This window comes from Sandarakinorhabdus limnophila DSM 17366, from assembly GCF_000420765.1.
GTDB classification, from domain to species: domain Bacteria; phylum Pseudomonadota; class Alphaproteobacteria; order Sphingomonadales; family Sphingomonadaceae; genus Sandarakinorhabdus; species Sandarakinorhabdus limnophila.
In genome coordinates this window covers 70,369-87,253 of the sequence record NZ_ATVO01000009.1, presented here as the reverse complement: position 1 = coordinate 87,253, position 16,885 = coordinate 70,369, and the positions used below count along the sequence as shown (strand labels likewise).

The following is a 16,885-nucleotide window of genomic DNA, read 5'->3' as shown; positions in this document are numbered from 1 at the left end:
CTGTCGTCGTCGTAAATCGAACCGTTCATGGCGGAAAACTCCAGCTCGAGGACTGTGCCAACTCGGTGTCAGCCTGGCCCGCTGCGGCCGATGGGGACAATGGGATGGCTCCGGTAGGCGCTGCAGCGACCCCAGACAATCGTTGCATTGTCGCAGCAGCGACTGCTCGCCGCTGCGACTCTTTCCCAATGGATAGGCTGTCAGCCCGCCGAACGCGCTCGGCTGGCGCGCTTGCGCTCGTTCGGATCGAGGTGGATCTTGCGCAGGCGGATGTGATTTGGTGTCACCTCCACCAGCTCATCCTCGTCGATATAGGCGATGGCCTGTTCCAGCGTCAGCTTCTTGGGCGGGCTCAACTGGATGGCATCATCCTTGCCGCTGGCACGGAAGTTGGTGAGCGCCTTTGACTTCAACGGGTTGACCTCAAGGTCTTCCTCGCGGGCGTTCTCACCGATCACCATGCCTTGGTAAACCGATTCGCCAGGGCCGATCATCAATATGCCGCGCGGCTGCAGATAACCCAGCGCATAGGTCACGGCTTCACCGCTTTCGGTGGAGATCAGCACGCCATTGGCGCGGCCCGAGATCGTGCCCTTGTGCGGGCCATATTTCTCGAACAGTCGGTTCATGATGCCGGTGCCGCGCGTGTCCGACAGGAATTCTCCGTGATAGCCGATCAGGCCGCGCGACGGGGCCGAGAAGGTCAGGCGGGTCTTGCCGCCGCCGCTGGGGCGCATGTCGGTCATCTCGGACTTGCGCATCGCCATCTTCTCGACAACCGTGCCGGAATAGGCCTCGTCCACGTCGATCACGACAGTTTCATAGGGTTCGGTGCGCTTGCCAGCTTCGTCGGTGCCGAAGATCACCCGCGGGCGCGAAATCGACAGTTCGAAACCTTCGCGGCGCATGGTTTCGATCAGCACACCCAGTTGCAATTCGCCGCGGCCGGCCACTTCGAATGCGTCCTTCGACGGCAGTTCGGTGATGCGGATCGCCACATTGCCTTCGGCTTCGCGGGCCAGGCGATCAGCGATCATGCGGCTCGTCACCTTGCTGCCGTCCTTGCCGGCATAGGGGCTGTCGTTAACGCTGAAGGTCATCGACAGGGTCGGCGGATCGATCGGCTGGGCGGCCAAGGCTTCGCTCACGCTCTGCTCGGCGATGGTATCGGCCACGGTGGCCTTGGTCAGGCCGGCCAGCGCGATGATGTCGCCGGCAACGGCTTGATCGACGGCAACCCGTTCGAGGCCACGGAAGGCAAAGATTTTCGAGGCGCGGCCGATCTCGGCCACCGTGCTGTCAGGGTTCAAGGCATGGATCGGGCTGTTGACCTTCAGCGTGCCCGACATGATGCGGCCGGTCAGGATGCGGCCCAGGAAATTGTCTCGGTCCAGCAGCGAAACCAGCATGCGGAACGGGGCTTCCGGATCGCCGCTGGGCGACGGTACATGATCGACGATCTTCTGGAACAGCGGCTTCAGGTCGCCAGAACGCACGTCGTCGGTCGGCCCGGCATAACCGCCGCGGCCGGAGGCATAAAGGACGGGGAAATCGAGCTGGTCGTCGTTGGCTTCCAGCGTCACGAACAGATCGAACACTTCATCCAGCACTTCGCTGGCGCGCGCATCCGGACGGTCGATCTTGTTGACGACGACAATCGGTCGCAGGCCCAGCGCCAGCGCCTTGCCGCACACGAACTTGGTTTGCGGCATCGGGCCTTCGGCGGCATCGACCAGCAGAATCACGCCATCGACCATCGACAGGATGCGCTCAACCTCGCCGCCGAAATCGGCGTGTCCGGGGGTGTCGACAATGTTGATGTGGTAGGGATTGTTGTCAGCGTCTGCCCACTCGATGCTGGTGCACTTGGCCAGGATGGTGATCCCGCGTTCCTTTTCCAGGTCATTGGAATCCATGGCGCGTTCGGCCACGCGCTGGTTGTCGCGGAAAGTGCCGGACTGGCGGAACAGCTGGTCGACCAAGGTGGTCTTGCCATGGTCGACGTGCGCGATGATCGCGATGTTGCGGGTGGACATGCGGTACTTCCGGATCAGATGGGCAGGGGCTGGGCGGGCAAAATCGCCAGCATTGCGCCGGCCATATCGGCTGCGCCCATAGGGCAAGCCCGCCGCAAGGGCAAGTCAAGGGTCTCCCGGGGGTGCTGCACTGCCGCAATAACCGGCGAATCCGCCTGCAAATGATTGACTCCAGACGATGACAATGGCCATGTCCGTGTCAAAGCTTGGGGCTCGCCCGGATGGTCGAAGACGAACAGGGAAATGCTGGATATCCGCAAGGTGCCTATCGGGGCCTGACGGTTGGTGCCCTGCTGGCGGAAGCTCGCGCTGCCGCTGGCCGCGAACTGGCCGATCTGGCCCGCGAAACCCGCGTGCCCTTGCGCCACCTGATGGCCATCGAAGCCGATGATCATGAAGCGCTGCCGGCGCTGCCTTACGCGCTGGGCTTCGTGAAGACCTTTGCGCGCAGCGTCGGGCTCAATCCGGAAAGCGTCGGCGCCCAATTCCGCGCCGAAACCCGACTGACCCCGCATGTGCCATACGCGCCCAGCCTGGAACCGCTGGATGAATTCCGATTGCCGTCGCAGGGTCTGGCCTTGGCCGGGTTGGCTGTGCTGGTGCTCGTGATCGGCGGTCTCGGCCTTTATGGCAGCGGCGTGCTCGATCCGGTGCCAAGCGCTCCGCAAGTGGCAGCCCCGGCCCCGGCGGCGATAGACACGGCCACTGCAGCAGCCTCCGCTCCGGCGCCCGCCCCGGCTGCTGCTGCGCCGGGCGCCAGTGCCGCAGCTGCGGCGCCCGCCATCATCCCAACCAGTGGCCCGGTGACGTTGACCGCGCGAACGGACGTGTGGGTGAAAATCTACAGCCGCATCACCGGCCGCAAGGCATTTCAGGGCCTGATGGTTGCCGGCAGCATCTACAAGGTGCCGGAGGACAATGGTCCCCTCGTCCTGCGCGCGGGTCGCGCCGGCGAGATCGAGGTGAGCGTGGCTGGCGTCAAGCTGCCACCGCTGGGCGGGTCGGTCGAAACCGTTGATGGCGTGGTGCTGACCGCGCCGGCCCTGGCGGAACGCTTTGCCGGGTCCGCTGCTGCCGCTGCGCCTGTTCAGGGTTCGGCAAGTCAGGCTGCGCCACAACCGGCGCCACGTTGAGTTTCGGGAGCCTGTTTGTGAGCCGTTTCGTGCCTGTTCTGCTTGCTGCCGCCGTGCTGCTGCCCGCCCCTCTCGCGGCACAGGCGGTGGATGTTGGCAAGCTCGATCGCCGGGTGGGTACGCTCGAATCGGAAATGCGCGCGGTGCAGCGCAAGGTTTTTCCCGGCGGCAACGCGCGATTCTTCGAACCGGAAATCCCCGCTCAGGCTGCAACGCCCGCACCTGCGCCGGAAACGCCGCCCGCCACCACGCCGATTGCCGATCTGACCGGCCGGGTGGACGCGCTGGAAGGCCAGTTGAAAACGATGACCGGCCAGATTGAGGCGATGGAATATAAATTGCGCCAATTGGAAGACGGCCAGCGCCGATTGAAGGGCGATGCCGAGTTCCGGCTGAACGCGCTGGAGAATCCTGGTGGTGCGCCGCCGGCCCCCGCCGCCGATCCCGCCGCGGTGCCAGGCAAGCTGCCCGCCCCCTCAGCTGCAACGCCCGCACCGGCGCCCGCCAAGCCGGCTGTACCCGCCGCCAAGCCCGCCACTGACACGGCGGCCTGGACCGCCGCCTATCCCAAGGTGACAGCACGCGATTGGCCGGGCGTTGAATCGGCGATGAGCCAGTTCATCGCCGATTGGCCGAAATCTATCCACGTGCCGCAGGCCAAATACTGGCTGGGCCGCAGCTTTGCCGCGCGCACCCAGTATCCGCAGGCGGCCAAGGCGTTCCTTGATGTCTATCAGTCCGCCCCGCGTTCGACGCCGGCCCCCGATGCGCTGATCGCGCTGGCTGGCGCCCTGAACGCGATGACCAAGCCCAAGGACGCCTGCCAGGTGCTGGGCGAGCTTGAATCGGTCTATGGAGCCAAGTTGACCGATACGCAGAAGGCCGACGCCGGGCGCCAGCGCACGAAAGCCAAGTGCACTGCGTGAGCGGGCCAAACGTGCGGCCTGATCTGGCCGCACTGATTGCGGCGGCGCTGGGCCGCCCGGTGGCCGCCGATGAACGCATTGCCGTGGCGACTTCGGGCGGGCCTGACAGCCTGGCGCTGCTGTCGTTGGCCGCTGCGGCCTTTCCCGGCCGGGTGACGGCGCTCACCGTTGATCACCGCCTGCGGTCCGAGGCGGCCGCAGAAGCCGCCAGCGTTGCCGCTCAGTGCGCCGCCCGCGGCTTGCCGCATGTGACGCTGGTGCGTGAAGGCGGGGATTTCACCAGCAATATCCAGGCCCGCGCCCGCGCCGCCCGCTATGCCCTTATGGGCGATTGGTGCGCCGCCCACGGCTACGGCCTGCTGCTCACCGCCCATCACGCCGACGACCAGGCCGAAACGCTGCTGATGCGCCTGAACCGCGCCAGCGGCAGTTATGGTCTGGCCGCGATCCGACCGGCCCGGCGATTGCAGCCCGGCGTGATGCTGGTGCGGCCTCTGCTGGCGGTCCGCAAGGCCGATCTGGCGGCGCTTGCCGCGGCTGATGCTTGGCAGCAAGTGGATGATCCCACCAACCGCGATCCCCGCCATGATCGCACGGCCATGCGGGCCTTTCTGGCGGCCACGCCGGCGCTGGATGTGACGGCCCTGGCGGCCAGTGCGGCGCACCTGGCTGCCGACGCTGAAGCACTTGCCTGGGCCGCCGATCTGGCCTGGGCCGGGCGGGTTCAGGAAGCCGATGGCCGGTTGCTGGTTGATGCCGGCGGATTGCCGGCAGCGCTGGTGCAACGGCTGCTGGCAAGCGCGGTGGAAACGCTGGCCGGGCGGCCGGCGCGGGGCAGCGAGATCGCCCGGCTGGCCGCGCGACTCGGGGCCGGAGCAACCGGCACGCTGGCCGGCATCGTCGCGCGTCCCGGCACAATCTGGCAACTTTCCGTCACCCCGCCGCCACAGACGGGCGGCAAAAAGCCACAAAACGCCGCCTGAAACGGGGCAGAACAGCACAGGCGGATTGCAACCCCACCATTCCACCTTATCTTGGGTTGTGCGTGTGATCGCTAGTATCGCCGTGTGTATCTGATCAGGAACTGTCCATGTCCGAAGGCCCCAACAAGCGTCCGCCCAACCCCTGGATGAAGAATCTGGGGTTGTGGATCGTCATCCTGCTAGGCCTCGCCGTGGCAGTGAACGTGATGCAGGGCACCGGCTCTTCGCGCAGCGGTGATACGCTGGCCTATTCGGATTTCCTGGCGCGCGTGGATGATGGCGCTGTGAAATCGGTGGAGATCCGCGGCGAGGAAATCATCGGCCGCACCAGCGGTGACGAGGAGTTCCGCACCTTCAACCCCGGCGACACCCAGTTGATCGAGCGTCTGCGCACCAAGGGCGTGCGGTTTGATGCCCGCCCGGAAGAAAGCCGTTCGGTGATCGCGCAGCTGTTCTTCAACATGCTGCCCTTCATCCTGATGATTGGCATCTGGATCTTCGTCATGCGCCAGATGCAGAATGGTGCTGGCCGTGGCGCCATGGGTTTCGGCAAATCCCGCGCCAAGCTGCTGGTGCAGAAGGAAGGCCGCGTGACCTTTGACGACGTGGCCGGCATCGACGAAGCCCGCGAGGAACTGCAGGAAATCGTCGACTTCCTGAAGGATCCGGGCCGTTTCAGCCGACTGGGTGGCAAGATTCCGAAGGGCGCGTTGCTCGTTGGCCCGCCCGGCACCGGCAAGACGCTGCTCGCCCGCGCCATTGCCGGCGAAGCCAATGTGCCGTTCTTCTCCATCTCCGGCTCCGATTTCGTTGAAATGTTCGTCGGTGTCGGCGCCAGCCGTGTCCGCGACATGTTCGAACAGGGCAAGAAGTCGGCCCCGTGCATCATCTTTATCGATGAAATCGACGCCGTGGGCCGCAGCCGCGGCGCTGGTCTGGGAGGTGGCAACGACGAACGCGAGCAGACGCTGAACCAGCTGCTGGTGGAGATGGACGGTTTCGATGCCAATGAAGGCATCATCATCATCGCTGCCACCAACCGGCCCGACGTGCTCGATCCCGCCCTGCTCCGCCCCGGCCGTTTCGACCGCCAGGTCGTGGTCGGTCGCCCCGATATCGATGGGCGCGAGAAGATTTTGGCCGTCCACATGAAGAAGGTGCCGCTGGCGCCTGACGTCAACGCCCGCACTATCGCCCGCGGCACCCCGGGTTTTGCCGGGGCCGATCTTGCCAACCTCGTCAACGAAGCCGCGCTTTTGGCTGCCCGCCGCGGCAAGCGGCTGGTGTCCATGCGCGAGTTCGAAGACGCCAAGGACAAGGTGCTCATGGGCACCGAACGCAAGACCATGGCGATGACCGAAGACGAGAAGAAGATGACCGCCTATCACGAGGCTGGCCACGCGCTCGTCTCGCTGCACGAGCAGGCGTCTGACCCAATTCACAAGGCCACCATCATCCCGCGCGGCCGCGCGCTCGGCATGGTGATGCGCCTGCCGGAACGTGACCAATACAGCTATCACCGGGACAAGATGTACGCCAACCTGGCTGTGGCTATGGGTGGCCGTGTCGCGGAAGAAGTGATCTTCGGCTATGACAAGGTCAGCTCCGGCGCCTCGTCGGACATCAGCTATGCCACCGATCTGGCGCGCTCGATGGCGACTCAGTGGGGCATGTCCGATAAGTTGGGCCCGCTGAAATATGTCGAGAACCAGGAAGAAGTGTTCCTCGGCCACAGCGTGACCAAGGCGCAGAACATGTCGGAAGAAACCGCGCAGATGATCGATAGCGAAGTGCGCGCCATCGTCACAACCGGCTATGATCGTGCCAAGCAGGTGCTGACCGACAATATTGACCAGCTGCACGCCATCGCCGGCGCCCTGCTGGAGTATGAGACGCTGACCGGTGACGAGATCAAGAAGGTCATGGACGGCGGCACCGTCGATCGCGGCAGCGCCACCACCACCCCGGTAGCGCGGCCTTCGTCTGGCTCGTCTGCCATTCCCAAGGCCGGCCGTCGCGGCACCGGTCTGGGTGAGGCACCAGCTGGCGCGTGAGGTGGCTGGCCATTGCGCTGGCCCTGTTGGTGGCGGCTCCTGTGGCTGCCACTGATGCCTCGCTGATCGCGTGGTTCGAGATTCCGGTCAGTAATCTGGACCGAGCGATGCGCTTTTACGAAGCAGTGTTCGGCAAGCCGCTGATCCGGGACCGGGTTGATGGCTACGACATGGCGATGTTTCCTGGCACCGATGGCCCAGAAGGCGCGCTGGTCAAGGGCGACGTTTACGTGCCGGGCAAGGCCGGACCGATTCTTTATTTTCGCGTAACCGATGTTGATGCCGTGCTGAGCCGCGCCAATTCTGTCGGTGGCCGCACCCTTTATGCAAAGAAGGACATCGGTTCCAATGGCTGGGTGGCCGAGTTCGAAGACAGTGAGGGCAACCGGATCGCCCTGTTGCAATCGCGCTAGTTAATCCTCGTGAAATTCGCCGGGTTCGCGGCCTAGGGCGGGCTGGGTGAAAGCATAGACCACCAGCGCCACCAGCGCCGCCGCTCCAAGCCAGTAGGTAACCGACGGGCCGATCTGATAGAGCCCGATGCCGACCGCCGGCGCCACGATGAAGCAGCTGCCGTTGACCGAGGTTACCGCGCCCGCAACGCCGCCCTGTTCTGCGCGGGAAACGGCAAGACTGGCCCCAGCCGTGAAACCCGGCCGCGCCAGGCCATAGCCCATGCTCATCAGCGCAAAGGCCAGCACCAGCGCATACAGGCTGCCCGATACGGCGATGCCTGCCGTGCCGACAGCAGCCAGCAACGTGCCCCAGCGCATCAGCGCCGGCGGGGTGAGCCGCAGCTGCGGGATCAGCACCCACTGCGCCAGCAAGGTTGAAAACGCCCCGGCCATGAAGATCAGCGCGGTCGACCGCTGTGAATCAAGCGCGTCACCGCCCAGCGTGTCGATCACCAGAAAGCCCAGCGCCTGGCCAGTGGCAGCTTGGATGGAGCCTGACACAAAGCCAAATATCATGAAGGGCGCAATTCGACTGTCTTTCACACTCAGTCGCTTGGGCCGGCCGGCGGCGGCGGCGCTCACGCTGGCGCCGGTGGCGGCTCCGGCCAGATTGGGCTCCGACGATGGTGCGCCGCTGCCCATTTGGGCCTGGCCAGGCCGATGGGTCGGATCATCATCAGGCAGCACTCGTGCCACTGCGGCCATCACCACGGCGGCAATGGCGGCAAAAGCGAACATTGGTCCCGAAAGCCCCAATGGGGCGAGGATGAACAATGGCGCCACTGCTGGCCCGATGATGGTGCCCAACCCGAACGCGGATGACAGGCTGGACAGCGCGGCGGTGCGATCCTGTTCGTTGGTACGCCCGGCGACATAGGCCTGTGCCGCCGGATTGGCCGCCGATCCGAATATGCCGAACAGGCTGCGCAGGCTGGCGAACAGCGCGAAGGTGGCGATCGGCGCCAGCCAGCCGTTGAGCCCGGCATAGATGGCAATGCCGCAGCCGGTCATCGACACCATGAAGCCCAGCGAGCCGACCAGCATCAGCCGCCGCCGGCCGCGGATGTCGCTCTGCCGCGCCCAATAGGGCGCGCTGACCGTCCACAGCAGGGCAGAGAAGGAGAAGATCACCGCAACCAGCATGTCGGGCAGATGGATCACACGCGCGATGGCGGGCAAAACGGTTTGCAGCGCCGTATTGCCAGCGGCCACAGTGAGCAACGCGGCAAAGACCACGGCGAATTCACGGCGCGGCAGCGATGTGGCGCCAAGGCCGGCAAAGGGATTGCGGGGTTGCACGCCTGCTTCATGGCCCTCACCGACGCGCTTGCCAAGCCGGCACTTGCCCACCACCATGCCATCCTGACAGCAGCGGGAGGGTGATATGGCAACGGGCAAGGTGTTGGTGACCGGCGCATCGGGTTATATCGCCGGTTTCATCATCAAGGCGCTGGTGGCCGACGGCTGGGCAGTGCGCGGCACCATCCGCAATCTGGCTCGCGCTGGCGAAGTGCGCGCCACGCTGGGCCTGCCCGATCTGGAGCTGGTGGCCTGCGATCTGATGAGCGACGCCGGCTGGGCCGAGGCGATGGATAACATTGCCTTCGTTCAACACATCGCTTCGCCGATCCCGGCTGGCGAGCCGAAGGATCCCGATGAACTGATCGTCCCGGCCCGCGAAGGCGCCTTGCGTGCGCTGCGTTTCGCCCATGCTGCCGGCGTGAAGCGTGTGGTGATGACCAGCAGTATGGCAGCAATCGCCTATGGCCATGGTGAGCGCGGCACGCCGTTCACGGAAGGCGATTGGTCCAACATCAACAGCCTGGAATCATACGCCTATATCAAGTCAAAGACGCTCGCCGAACGCGCGGCGCGGGAGTGGATTTCGGCTCATGGGCAGGGGATGGAGTATGTGTCCATCAACCCCGCTGCCGTGCTCGGCCCTGTGCTTGGCGCCGATTTTTCGACCAGCTTGGAAGTGGTGAAGAAGTTGCTCGACGGGGCGTTGCCTGGTCTGCCGCGGCTGGGTTTTGGTGTCGTTGATGTGCGCGATGTCGCCGCCTTGCATGTGCTGGCGATGGTGACGCCGGGGCTGGATGGTGAGCGCTTCATCGCGCAAGGCAAGTTTATGTGGATGCGTGAGGTGGCGGACGTGCTGAAGGCCGGGCTCGGCGATCACGCGCGACGTGTGCCGACGCGTGGCCTACCGGATTTTCTGTTGAAATTGCTCGCCAATTTCGATGCGACGGTGAAGATGGTAGTGCCCGAACTTGGTCGCCGCCGCGAAGCCAGCGCCGCGCACGCGCTGGAGCGGCTGGGCTGGAAGACCCGCGACGAGGCGACGACCATCCTCGATTGCGCCCACAGCCTGATCGATAAGGGGCTGGTGAAGGCCTGACTTACTCGCCGCCGCTGGCAATCCACCTGTCGATCTTGGCCTCCAGCACCGCCATTGGCAGGGCGCCCGTCATCAGCACTTCGCGGTGGAAGTGCTTGATGTTGAAGTTTGATCCAAGTGCCTTTTCAGCCTTCGCCCGCAGGCGGCTGATGGTGAGCTGGCCGATCTTGTAGGCCAGCGCTTGGCCGGGGATGGCGATATAGCGCTCAACTTCGGCGGTGGCATCGGTGCGGCTCATGCTGCTGTTGGCCAGCATATAGTCGATCGACTGATCGCGGCCCCAACCCTTTGAATGGATGCCGGTATCAACAACGAGCCGCAGGGCGCGCAGCATCTCGTCTTCATATCGGCCCTGCAGCTGATAGGGGTCCTTGAACATGCCCAGTTCCGGCCCCAGGCTTTCGGCATAGAGGCCCCAGCCTTCGGCAAAAGCGGTGTTGCCGCCAAAGCGCTGGAAAGCGGGGAGTTTCTCATTCTCTTGCGCAAGGCTGACCTGGAAATGGTGGCCGGGCACGGCTTCGTGCAGGAAGAGCGTTTCCACACCATAGTTGCTGCGCGAAGGCAGATCATAGCTGTTGTAATAGAAGATGCCGGGGCGGCTACCGTCGGGCGTGCCGCCCTGATAACTGCCGCCGGCATCGGTCTTTTCCCGGTGCGGCGGGACCGGGCGGATCTCCAGCGGCGATTTCGGCAGCGTATCAAACAGCTGGCCGATCACTGCATCGACGCTCTTGCCCGTATCGCGAAAGGCATCCCCCATGGCTGTGGCGGAGGCGAACTTGAAGCGCGGATCAGTGCGCAGTTGGGTGAAGAAGGCGGCGCGGTCGCCCTTGAAGCCAACGCGGGCTTGCACCTCGTCCATCCCCTTGAGAATACGGGCAACTTCGGACAGGCCAATGTTGTGGATCTCGTCGGGAGTGAGGCTGGTCGTGGTGTTGGCGGCGACCAGATAGCGATAAAGCGCCGGTCCGCCCGGCATGGCGCCCAGGCCGGGCGCTTCGCGGGCGACCGGCAGATATTCGACTTTCAGGAAATCGCGTAGGCGCAGGAGCGCCGGATTGACCCGTTCGCCCACCGCCTTAGCATAGGCCGCCTTCAGCCGCGCCTGGTCTGCAGCACTGATATCGTTGGGGAATTTCTGCACCGGCTTCATCATGATGGAAGCGTCCGTGCCGCCGGTGGTGAGGTTGTTCAGCTGGTCGATGATGTTGTTCACCACCAGCTTAGGCTGCACCACGCCGGTCTTCATGCCCTGGCGGAACCGCAGGATCGAAAGATCGAGCAGCAGCGCGAACTGGTCGTGGCGCTTCAGCGCATCTTCGTAATCTTTCAATGACTTGAAGGGCGCTGCACTTTCGCCGGATTGGAGTTCCGCGATGAAATTGTGGAAGCCGAAAAAGTGATCGATCGGACGCGGCAGATTGGCGGCGAGCAGGTCGGGCTGCACGCCGGCAAGATCGGTTTCGCGCTGCCATTTGAACGTGTCGTAACTCACTTGCTCGTCCGCAGTGAGGGCGCTGCGGTCGATGGCAGCCAAGGCCCCCAATTCGGACTCCGCGGCGCGCTTTTCGGCAGCAAAAGCCGCGTCGGTGATCATTTCGCCCAACTGGTCGGCACGGCTGGTATCACCGCGGAACAGGCCATAGAGCGGATTGCGTTTCAGACTGTCGGTATCGCTGGCAGCAAACAGCGCGCTGAGGGCGGCGGCTGGCGTTTGGGTGCCGGCCTGTGCCGTACCGGTGCCGGCGGCTGGCGCCATGGTGGTTTGTGCGGCCGCGGGCACAATCGCGATCAGGCTGGCGGCAAGCAGAAGAAAAGCGCGCATGGAAAGGCTCCGGAAGATCAAGCGTATTGCTGCAATAAGACGGTTGGCGAATCAGTCAATCACCTTCCCACGCGCCATCACCCATTTCACCTGCGCCAGCTGTTTCGCGTCCGCGGTCGGGTCGCCATCAGTGGCGATGATGTCGGCGGCCTTGCCGGGTTCGAGCGTGCCGGTTTCGGCAGAGAGCCCGAGCAGTTCGGCGGCGCCGGTGGTGGCGCTGATCAGCACCTCGCGGGCCGTCATGCCGCCAAATTCCACCATGTCGCTGGCTTCCTGGCCGTTGCGGCCATGTTCGAACACGCCGGCATCGGTGCCAAAGGCGATGCGGGCGCCGGCGGCGCGGGCGGCGATGATCTGCTTGCCGCGGCGTTCCAGGATGGCGCGCACCTTGGCTTCCACAACCGGGGTATAGGCGCCGCTGCCCAGCCGTTCGGCGGTGGCGCGGAAGGGCAGCAATGTTGGCACGAGCCAGCCCTTGTTGGCGGCAAGTGCCTTGGCGCCGGCTTCATCGGTGAAACTGCCATGCTCCACCGAATCGACGCCGGCGCGCGCTGCCGCCTCGATGCCGCGCGGGCCGTGGGCGTGGGCGGCAACCTTCAGGCCCAGGCTGTGCGCGGTCGTCACGATGGCGCGCATTTCATCATCGGTGAAATGCTGATCCAGCCCGCGGCCCTGCTGGCTGAGCACGCCGCCGGTGGCGGTGAACTTGATCACATCGGCGCCGTGCTGGCTGGCTTCCCGCACCCTGGCGGCGCATTCCACCGCGCCTGTGCAGGTGTTGCCCTGATCGAGCGCGTCATTCACCACCGGGGCAAAGCCGGACACGTCGCCGTGGCCGCCCACGATGGAGAGTGACGCCCCGGCGGCGAGGATGCGCGGGCCGGGGAACATGCCGCTGTTGATGGCATCACGCACGGCGAAACCCGAAAGCCGCGCGCTGCCCAGATCGCGCACGGTGGTGAAGCCGGCCTTTGCCGTGATGCGGGCGTTCTTCAGGCCATAGGCCACCGAGAGTTCGGCGCTATCGATGGCTTCGCGCCAGAACGGCGTGCCGGGATCGCCGGTGAGGTGAACGTGGCTATCGATCAGCCCAGGGCTGAGGGTGCGGCTGGACTGGTCGATGACCCGCGCGCCGGCCGGGATGGGCGCGCTGGCCGGGTTGATGGCGGTGATGCGGCCATCGGTGACGATGATCGTGCTGGGACCGAGGGCGGGCTTGGCGGCATCGGTGATGACGCGGCCGGCCCGGATTGCAATTATATCTTTGGCGATGGTTTCGGCGGCGGCCGGGCTGGCGAGGAGGAGGGCGGCGATGAGGGTGGTGCGCATGTTTGGGTCCCCTGTTGTTGGTGGCTGTTTGCGCTGCTGTGGGAGCGGGGGCCAGTTGCAAATGCGACAGGTGGCAGAGCGCCTTTCACCCGGGCCGCCCGAGAACGAAAGTGGGTGCAGGGCCTCAGGCCCTGCCCGCCGGAGGCCCGCTTACTTCTTCCTCAACCCAAGACGGCGAATCTCGATCTTTGGGCAGCGATCCATCACCACATCCAGCCCGGCGGCTTCTGCGCGGGTGGCGGCCACAGGGTCGATGACGCCAAGTTGCGTCCAGACGGCGCGCGCACCCACCGCGATGGCCTCGTCCACCACGCCGGAAACAAACTCGCTGCGGCGGAACACGTCCACCATGTCGATGGGTTCGGCGATGTCGGCCAGCTGCGCCAAAACCGCCTGGCCGTGGATCACCTGCCCGGCGAGCTGCGGGTTGACGGGGATCACGTGGTAGCCATGGGCGAGCAGCATCCCCATCACCTCAAACGCGGCGCGGTCGGGGCGGTCGCTGGCGCCGACGAGCGCAATCGTGCGGGTCTGCTCCAGCAGGCGGGCGATGTCGGCGTCGGCGGTGAGCGGCATGGCGTTACAGCCCGACTGTGACGATCACGCCGCGGGCGATTTCGTCGAAGATGGCGGCCGCCTCGCCGCTCACCGGCTGGGCGGTTTCCGATGCTGTGCGCACCGCCATCTGCAGGGGGATGCGGCCAAGGAAGGGCACGCCCATCGCTTCGGCTTCCTTTTCCGCGCCGCCGTGGCCGAACGGATCGGAGACATGGCCGCAGTTGGGGCAGCAGTAACCGGCCATGTTTTCGACCACGCCGAGCACGCGCACGTTCACTTCGCCGAACATGGCGACGGCGCGGCGGGCATCGATGAGGGCGAGATCCTGCGGGGTGGAGACGATCAGCGCGCCATCGGGCTTGAGTTTCTGTGCGAGCGTGAGCTGCACGTCGCCAGTGCCGGGCGGCAGATCGATGACCAGCACGTCGAGCGCGCCCCAATCACATTGTTCGACCATCTGGACGAGCGCAGAGGACGCCATCGGCCCGCGCCAGACGATCGCCTTGTTGGGATCGGTCATCATGCCCATCGAAAGCGCCTTGATGCCATGGCGCACTTCGGGTTGCAGCTTGTCATTCTCCACCCGGGCGCGGCCTTCGATGCCCAACAGGGTGGGCACGGAGGGGCCGTAAATATCGGCATCGAGCAGGCCGACCGTTTGCCCGGCGCGGGCCAGGGCGAAAGCCAGGTTGGCGGCCACGGTGGATTTGCCAACGCCGCCCTTGCCGCTGGCCACCGCAACCAGCTTGCGGATGCCCGGCACGGTGCTGGCCTTCGGTGCGGCCGTGGGCGTCGCGGCTCTGTCGGCGGTGAGAATGATGCGCGCGACGCTCACACCGGGCACGCGCTTCACGGCGGCTTCAACGGTGGCCTGCAGGCGCTCGGCCGTGGTCTTGTCGAGGCCGTCCACCGCCAGCACCAGGCCCACGGTGCCATCGTCCTTCACCACGACGCCAGCGGCGCGGCCGGTTTCCACCACGGTGCCGCCGCCGGCCGGATCAGCCACCGCGGTCAGCGCGGTCATCACATCGTTCTTCACGGCCATCAGCCTGTTCTTCCTTGCAGTCGAGGCCATAACCGCAGACAAATGCCGCCGCATTGCCGCATGGTCTCGCAATCCCCGTTTGGCGTCCGTATATAGATGTTTCAACGTCTTTCGATAAGGTTTCATCCAGTCCATGCCATGGCAGAACAATGGTGAAGGTGGCGGCGACAGCCCGTCCGGTGCCGAAGGCGAAGAGCCGGCGGCCAAGAAGCCCGAAAACCGGCCCGTCAATCCATGGGGCGAAGGCCCGCCGCGCCGCCCGATGGGCAAGCCCGGGCAGAGCCGCGGCGGCGATTTCGATGATCTGATCCGGCGCAGCCAGGAACGTCTGAAAACCCAGTTTGGCGGCGGCAGTGGCGGCAGCGGCGGCGGTTTCGATGTTGGTGATGGCCGCTGGCTGGTGTGGGCCGGCGGGGCGATCGTGGCGGCCTGGGTGGTGTTTTCCAGTTTTTACTCGGTGGATGCGCAGTCAGCTGCGGTGGTGCAACGTTTTGGCGCCTATGTTTCGACCACCGGCCCGGGCGTGCATTTCAAGCTGCCGTGGCCGATTGATGCGGTGGAACTGCGCAAGGTTGAGCAGATCAACATCATCGATATTTCGTCGAGCGAAGGCGCCAACGAGAATCTGATGCTCACCGGCGATCAGAATATCATCAACCTTGCCTACACTGTGCGCTGGAAGATCCGGAATCCGGAAAGCTTCCTGTATGAGCTTTCGGATCCAGAAAAAACCGTGCGCGAAGTGGCCGAATCGGCGATGCGTGCCGAAATCAGCCGCGCCTCGCTGAATGATGCACTGGGACCGCAACGCGCCCAGATCGCCGATCGGGTGCGCGAACGCATGCAGGAACTGCTCGACAGCTATCGCAGCGGTGTTGATGTGCGCGGCGTGGATATCAAGCAGGCCGATCCGCCCGCCGCCATCGATGGCGCGTTCAAGGATGTTTCCGCGGCCCAGCAGGACGCGCAGCAATATCTGAACCGCGCCCGCACCTATGCCCAGGCGCTGGTCGCCAAGGCTCAGGGCGATGCCGCCGGCTTTGATGCCGTTTATGCCCAGTATCGCCTGGCCCCGGAAGTGACGCGCAAGCGCATGTATCTGGAAACCATGGAAAAGGTGCTGGCCAAGGTGGAAAAGACCGTGGTGGATGCTCCAGGTGTGGCGCCCTATCTGCCGCTGCCTGAAGTGCGCCGCCGCGCGGCAATCGCGCCGGCCGAGCCGGCCCCGGCCCCGGCACAGCGGTAACGGAAAGAATCACGATGGCCACCTTGACCCGCAATCCTGCAATACTGGCCGGCTTGGGCTTTGCCCTCGTCGTGCTGGCGATGAGCAGTTTCTACACCGTTCCCGAAACCCAGCAGGCCGTGGTGCTGCGCCTGGGCAAACCGGAGCGGATCGTGAACGAATATGATCCGAAGGCAAAGCTGGGCGAAACCGGCGCCGGTCTGACGATGAAGGTGCCCTTCATCGAAGACGTGCGCTTCATCGACAAGCGCATCATGGATCTGGATATCGATGCGCAGACGGTGCTTTCCACCGATCAGCTGCGGCTGGTGGTGGATGCCTTTGCGCGTTTCCGCATCGTCAACCCGCAGCGCATGGTGGAAACCGTGGGCACCGAACAGAATGCGGCCGACGCGCTGAAGCGAATCCTGGCATCGAAACTGCGCAACGAGCTGGGCAAGCAGCCGTTTGCCGCGTTGCTGTCGCCGGAACGCGGGGCGCTGATGGATGATATCCAGTCCAGCGTGAACAGCCAGGCCAAGCAATATGGCGCCGAAATCGTGGACGTGCGCATCAAGCGCGCCGATCTGCCGTCGGGCCCGCCGCTGGAAGCAGCGTATGCGCGCATGGCCTCGGCCCGGCAGCAGGAAGCGGCGACCATCCGCGCCCAGGGCAACAAGCAGGCGCAATTGGTGCAGGCCGAAGCCGATGCCAGCGCCGCGCGCATCTATGCCGACAGTTTTGGCAAGGATCCGGAATTCTATGCCTTCTATCGCGCCATGCAGGCCTATCGCACCACGTTCGAAGACGGCACCGCCACCGTGATCCTGGGGCCGAACAATGAATTCCTGCGCGAGTTCGAAGGCCGCAAGGGCAATCGCTGAGCCGTTCGGCCTTGTTCATGCACGGTTAGGCGTG

Annotated in this window: 14 protein-coding genes; 8 read left to right on the top strand and 6 right to left on the bottom strand. The window is 64.9% G+C overall.

All coding sequences use genetic code 11. The features are described from left to right. Positions 1-200: 200 nt before the first annotated feature. Entirely contained in the window at positions 201-2,036 is a 1,836-nt protein-coding gene (gene typA, locus G566_RS0111975; RefSeq protein ID WP_029131617.1) for a translational GTPase TypA, read from the bottom strand. Positions 2,037-2,257: 221 nt separating this feature from the next. Between typA and G566_RS14900 the strand changes: the two genes are divergently transcribed. From G566_RS14900 to G566_RS0111950, 5 genes are all read left to right on the top strand, one after another. Next, positions 2,258-3,169, top strand: a complete 912-nt coding sequence (locus G566_RS14900; protein WP_022680909.1) for a helix-turn-helix domain-containing protein — start codon at positions 2,258-2,260, stop codon at positions 3,167-3,169. A 17-nt stretch (positions 3,170-3,186) separates the two neighbouring features. Beyond that, positions 3,187-4,095 (top strand): tol-pal system YbgF family protein, encoded by a 909-nt coding sequence (locus G566_RS14370; protein WP_022680908.1) that lies wholly within the window; start codon positions 3,187-3,189, stop codon positions 4,093-4,095. Next, entirely contained in the window at positions 4,092-5,078 is a 987-nt protein-coding gene (gene tilS, locus G566_RS14365; protein WP_243442449.1) for a tRNA lysidine(34) synthetase TilS, read from the top strand. The genes G566_RS14370 and tilS overlap by 4 nt, the downstream gene beginning before the upstream one ends. 107 nt (positions 5,079-5,185) lie before the next feature. Further along, entirely contained in the window at positions 5,186-7,132 is a 1,947-nt protein-coding gene (gene ftsH, locus G566_RS0111955) for an ATP-dependent zinc metalloprotease FtsH (RefSeq protein WP_022680906.1), read from the top strand. 41 nt (positions 7,133-7,173) lie between these two features. Beyond that, a complete protein-coding gene (locus G566_RS0111950) occupies positions 7,174-7,545 on the top strand; it encodes a VOC family protein (RefSeq protein WP_029131616.1) in 372 nt (123 codons plus the stop codon). On the opposite strand, the gene G566_RS0111945 is transcribed toward G566_RS0111950, so the two are convergent. After that, a complete protein-coding gene (locus G566_RS0111945; RefSeq protein ID WP_022680904.1) occupies positions 7,546-8,943 on the bottom strand; it encodes an MFS transporter in 1,398 nt (465 codons plus the stop codon). A gap of 28 nt (positions 8,944-8,971) precedes the next feature. Here G566_RS0111945 and G566_RS0111940 point away from each other — a divergent pair, with 28 nt between their 5' ends. Further along, complete coding sequence (locus tag G566_RS0111940; protein WP_022680903.1) at positions 8,972-9,985, top strand: NAD-dependent epimerase/dehydratase family protein; 1,014 nt, start codon at positions 8,972-8,974, stop codon at positions 9,983-9,985. Position 9,986: 1 nt separating this feature from the next. On the opposite strand, the gene G566_RS0111935 is transcribed toward G566_RS0111940, so the two are convergent. The 4 genes from G566_RS0111935 to G566_RS0111920 all read right to left on the bottom strand — a co-directional run bounded on the left by G566_RS0111935 (position 9,987) and on the right by G566_RS0111920 (position 14,742). After that, on the bottom strand, positions 9,987-11,810 hold the full coding sequence (locus G566_RS0111935) for a DUF885 domain-containing protein (RefSeq protein WP_022680902.1): 1,824 nt from the start codon (positions 11,808-11,810) through the stop codon (positions 9,987-9,989). A gap of 51 nt (positions 11,811-11,861) precedes the next feature. Then, complete coding sequence (locus tag G566_RS0111930; protein ID WP_022680901.1) at positions 11,862-13,139, bottom strand: metal-dependent hydrolase family protein; 1,278 nt, start codon at positions 13,137-13,139, stop codon at positions 11,862-11,864. A 150-nt stretch (positions 13,140-13,289) separates the two neighbouring features. Further along, positions 13,290-13,715, bottom strand: coding sequence for a CoA-binding protein (locus tag G566_RS0111925; RefSeq protein WP_022680900.1), 426 nt, complete (start codon positions 13,713-13,715; stop codon positions 13,290-13,292). A gap of 4 nt (positions 13,716-13,719) precedes the next feature. Then, positions 13,720-14,742: an Mrp/NBP35 family ATP-binding protein gene (locus G566_RS0111920; RefSeq protein ID WP_022680899.1), complete on the bottom strand. Its 1,023-nt coding sequence runs from the start codon at positions 14,740-14,742 to the stop codon at positions 13,720-13,722. A 133-nt stretch (positions 14,743-14,875) separates the two neighbouring features. Here G566_RS0111920 and hflK point away from each other — a divergent pair, with 133 nt between their 5' ends. Further along, the gene (gene hflK / locus G566_RS0111915; protein ID WP_022680898.1) at positions 14,876-15,988 is read left to right on the top strand and encodes an FtsH protease activity modulator HflK; all 1,113 of its coding nucleotides are present in this window, start codon (positions 14,876-14,878) and stop codon (positions 15,986-15,988) included. Positions 15,989-16,002: 14 nt separating this feature from the next. Then, positions 16,003-16,851: a protease modulator HflC gene (hflC, locus tag G566_RS0111910; RefSeq protein WP_022680897.1), complete on the top strand. Its 849-nt coding sequence runs from the start codon at positions 16,003-16,005 to the stop codon at positions 16,849-16,851. Positions 16,852-16,885: the final 34 nt, after the last annotated feature.

Coding starts and splice junctions, on each gene's coding strand:
- typA (WP_029131617.1), bottom strand. CDS start 2,036: ATGTCCACCCGCAACATCGCGATCATCGCGCACGTCGACCATGGCAAG.
- G566_RS14900 (WP_022680909.1), top strand. CDS start 2,258: ATGGTCGAAGACGAACAGGGAAATGCTGGATATCCGCAAGGTGCCTAT.
- ftsH (WP_022680906.1), top strand. CDS start 5,186: ATGTCCGAAGGCCCCAACAAGCGTCCGCCCAACCCCTGGATGAAGAAT.
- G566_RS0111945 (WP_022680904.1), bottom strand. CDS start 8,943: ATGGTGGTGGGCAAGTGCCGGCTTGGCAAGCGCGTCGGTGAGGGCCAT.
- G566_RS0111940 (WP_022680903.1), top strand. CDS start 8,972: ATGGCAACGGGCAAGGTGTTGGTGACCGGCGCATCGGGTTATATCGCC.
- G566_RS0111935 (WP_022680902.1), bottom strand. CDS start 11,810: ATGCGCGCTTTTCTTCTGCTTGCCGCCAGCCTGATCGCGATTGTGCCC.
- G566_RS0111930 (WP_022680901.1), bottom strand. CDS start 13,139: ATGCGCACCACCCTCATCGCCGCCCTCCTCCTCGCCAGCCCGGCCGCC.
- G566_RS0111925 (WP_022680900.1), bottom strand. CDS start 13,715: ATGCCGCTCACCGCCGACGCCGACATCGCCCGCCTGCTGGAGCAGACC.
- G566_RS0111920 (WP_022680899.1), bottom strand. CDS start 14,742: ATGGCCGTGAAGAACGATGTGATGACCGCGCTGACCGCGGTGGCTGAT.
- hflK (WP_022680898.1), top strand. CDS start 14,876: ATGCCATGGCAGAACAATGGTGAAGGTGGCGGCGACAGCCCGTCCGGT.
- hflC (WP_022680897.1), top strand. CDS start 16,003: ATGGCCACCTTGACCCGCAATCCTGCAATACTGGCCGGCTTGGGCTTT.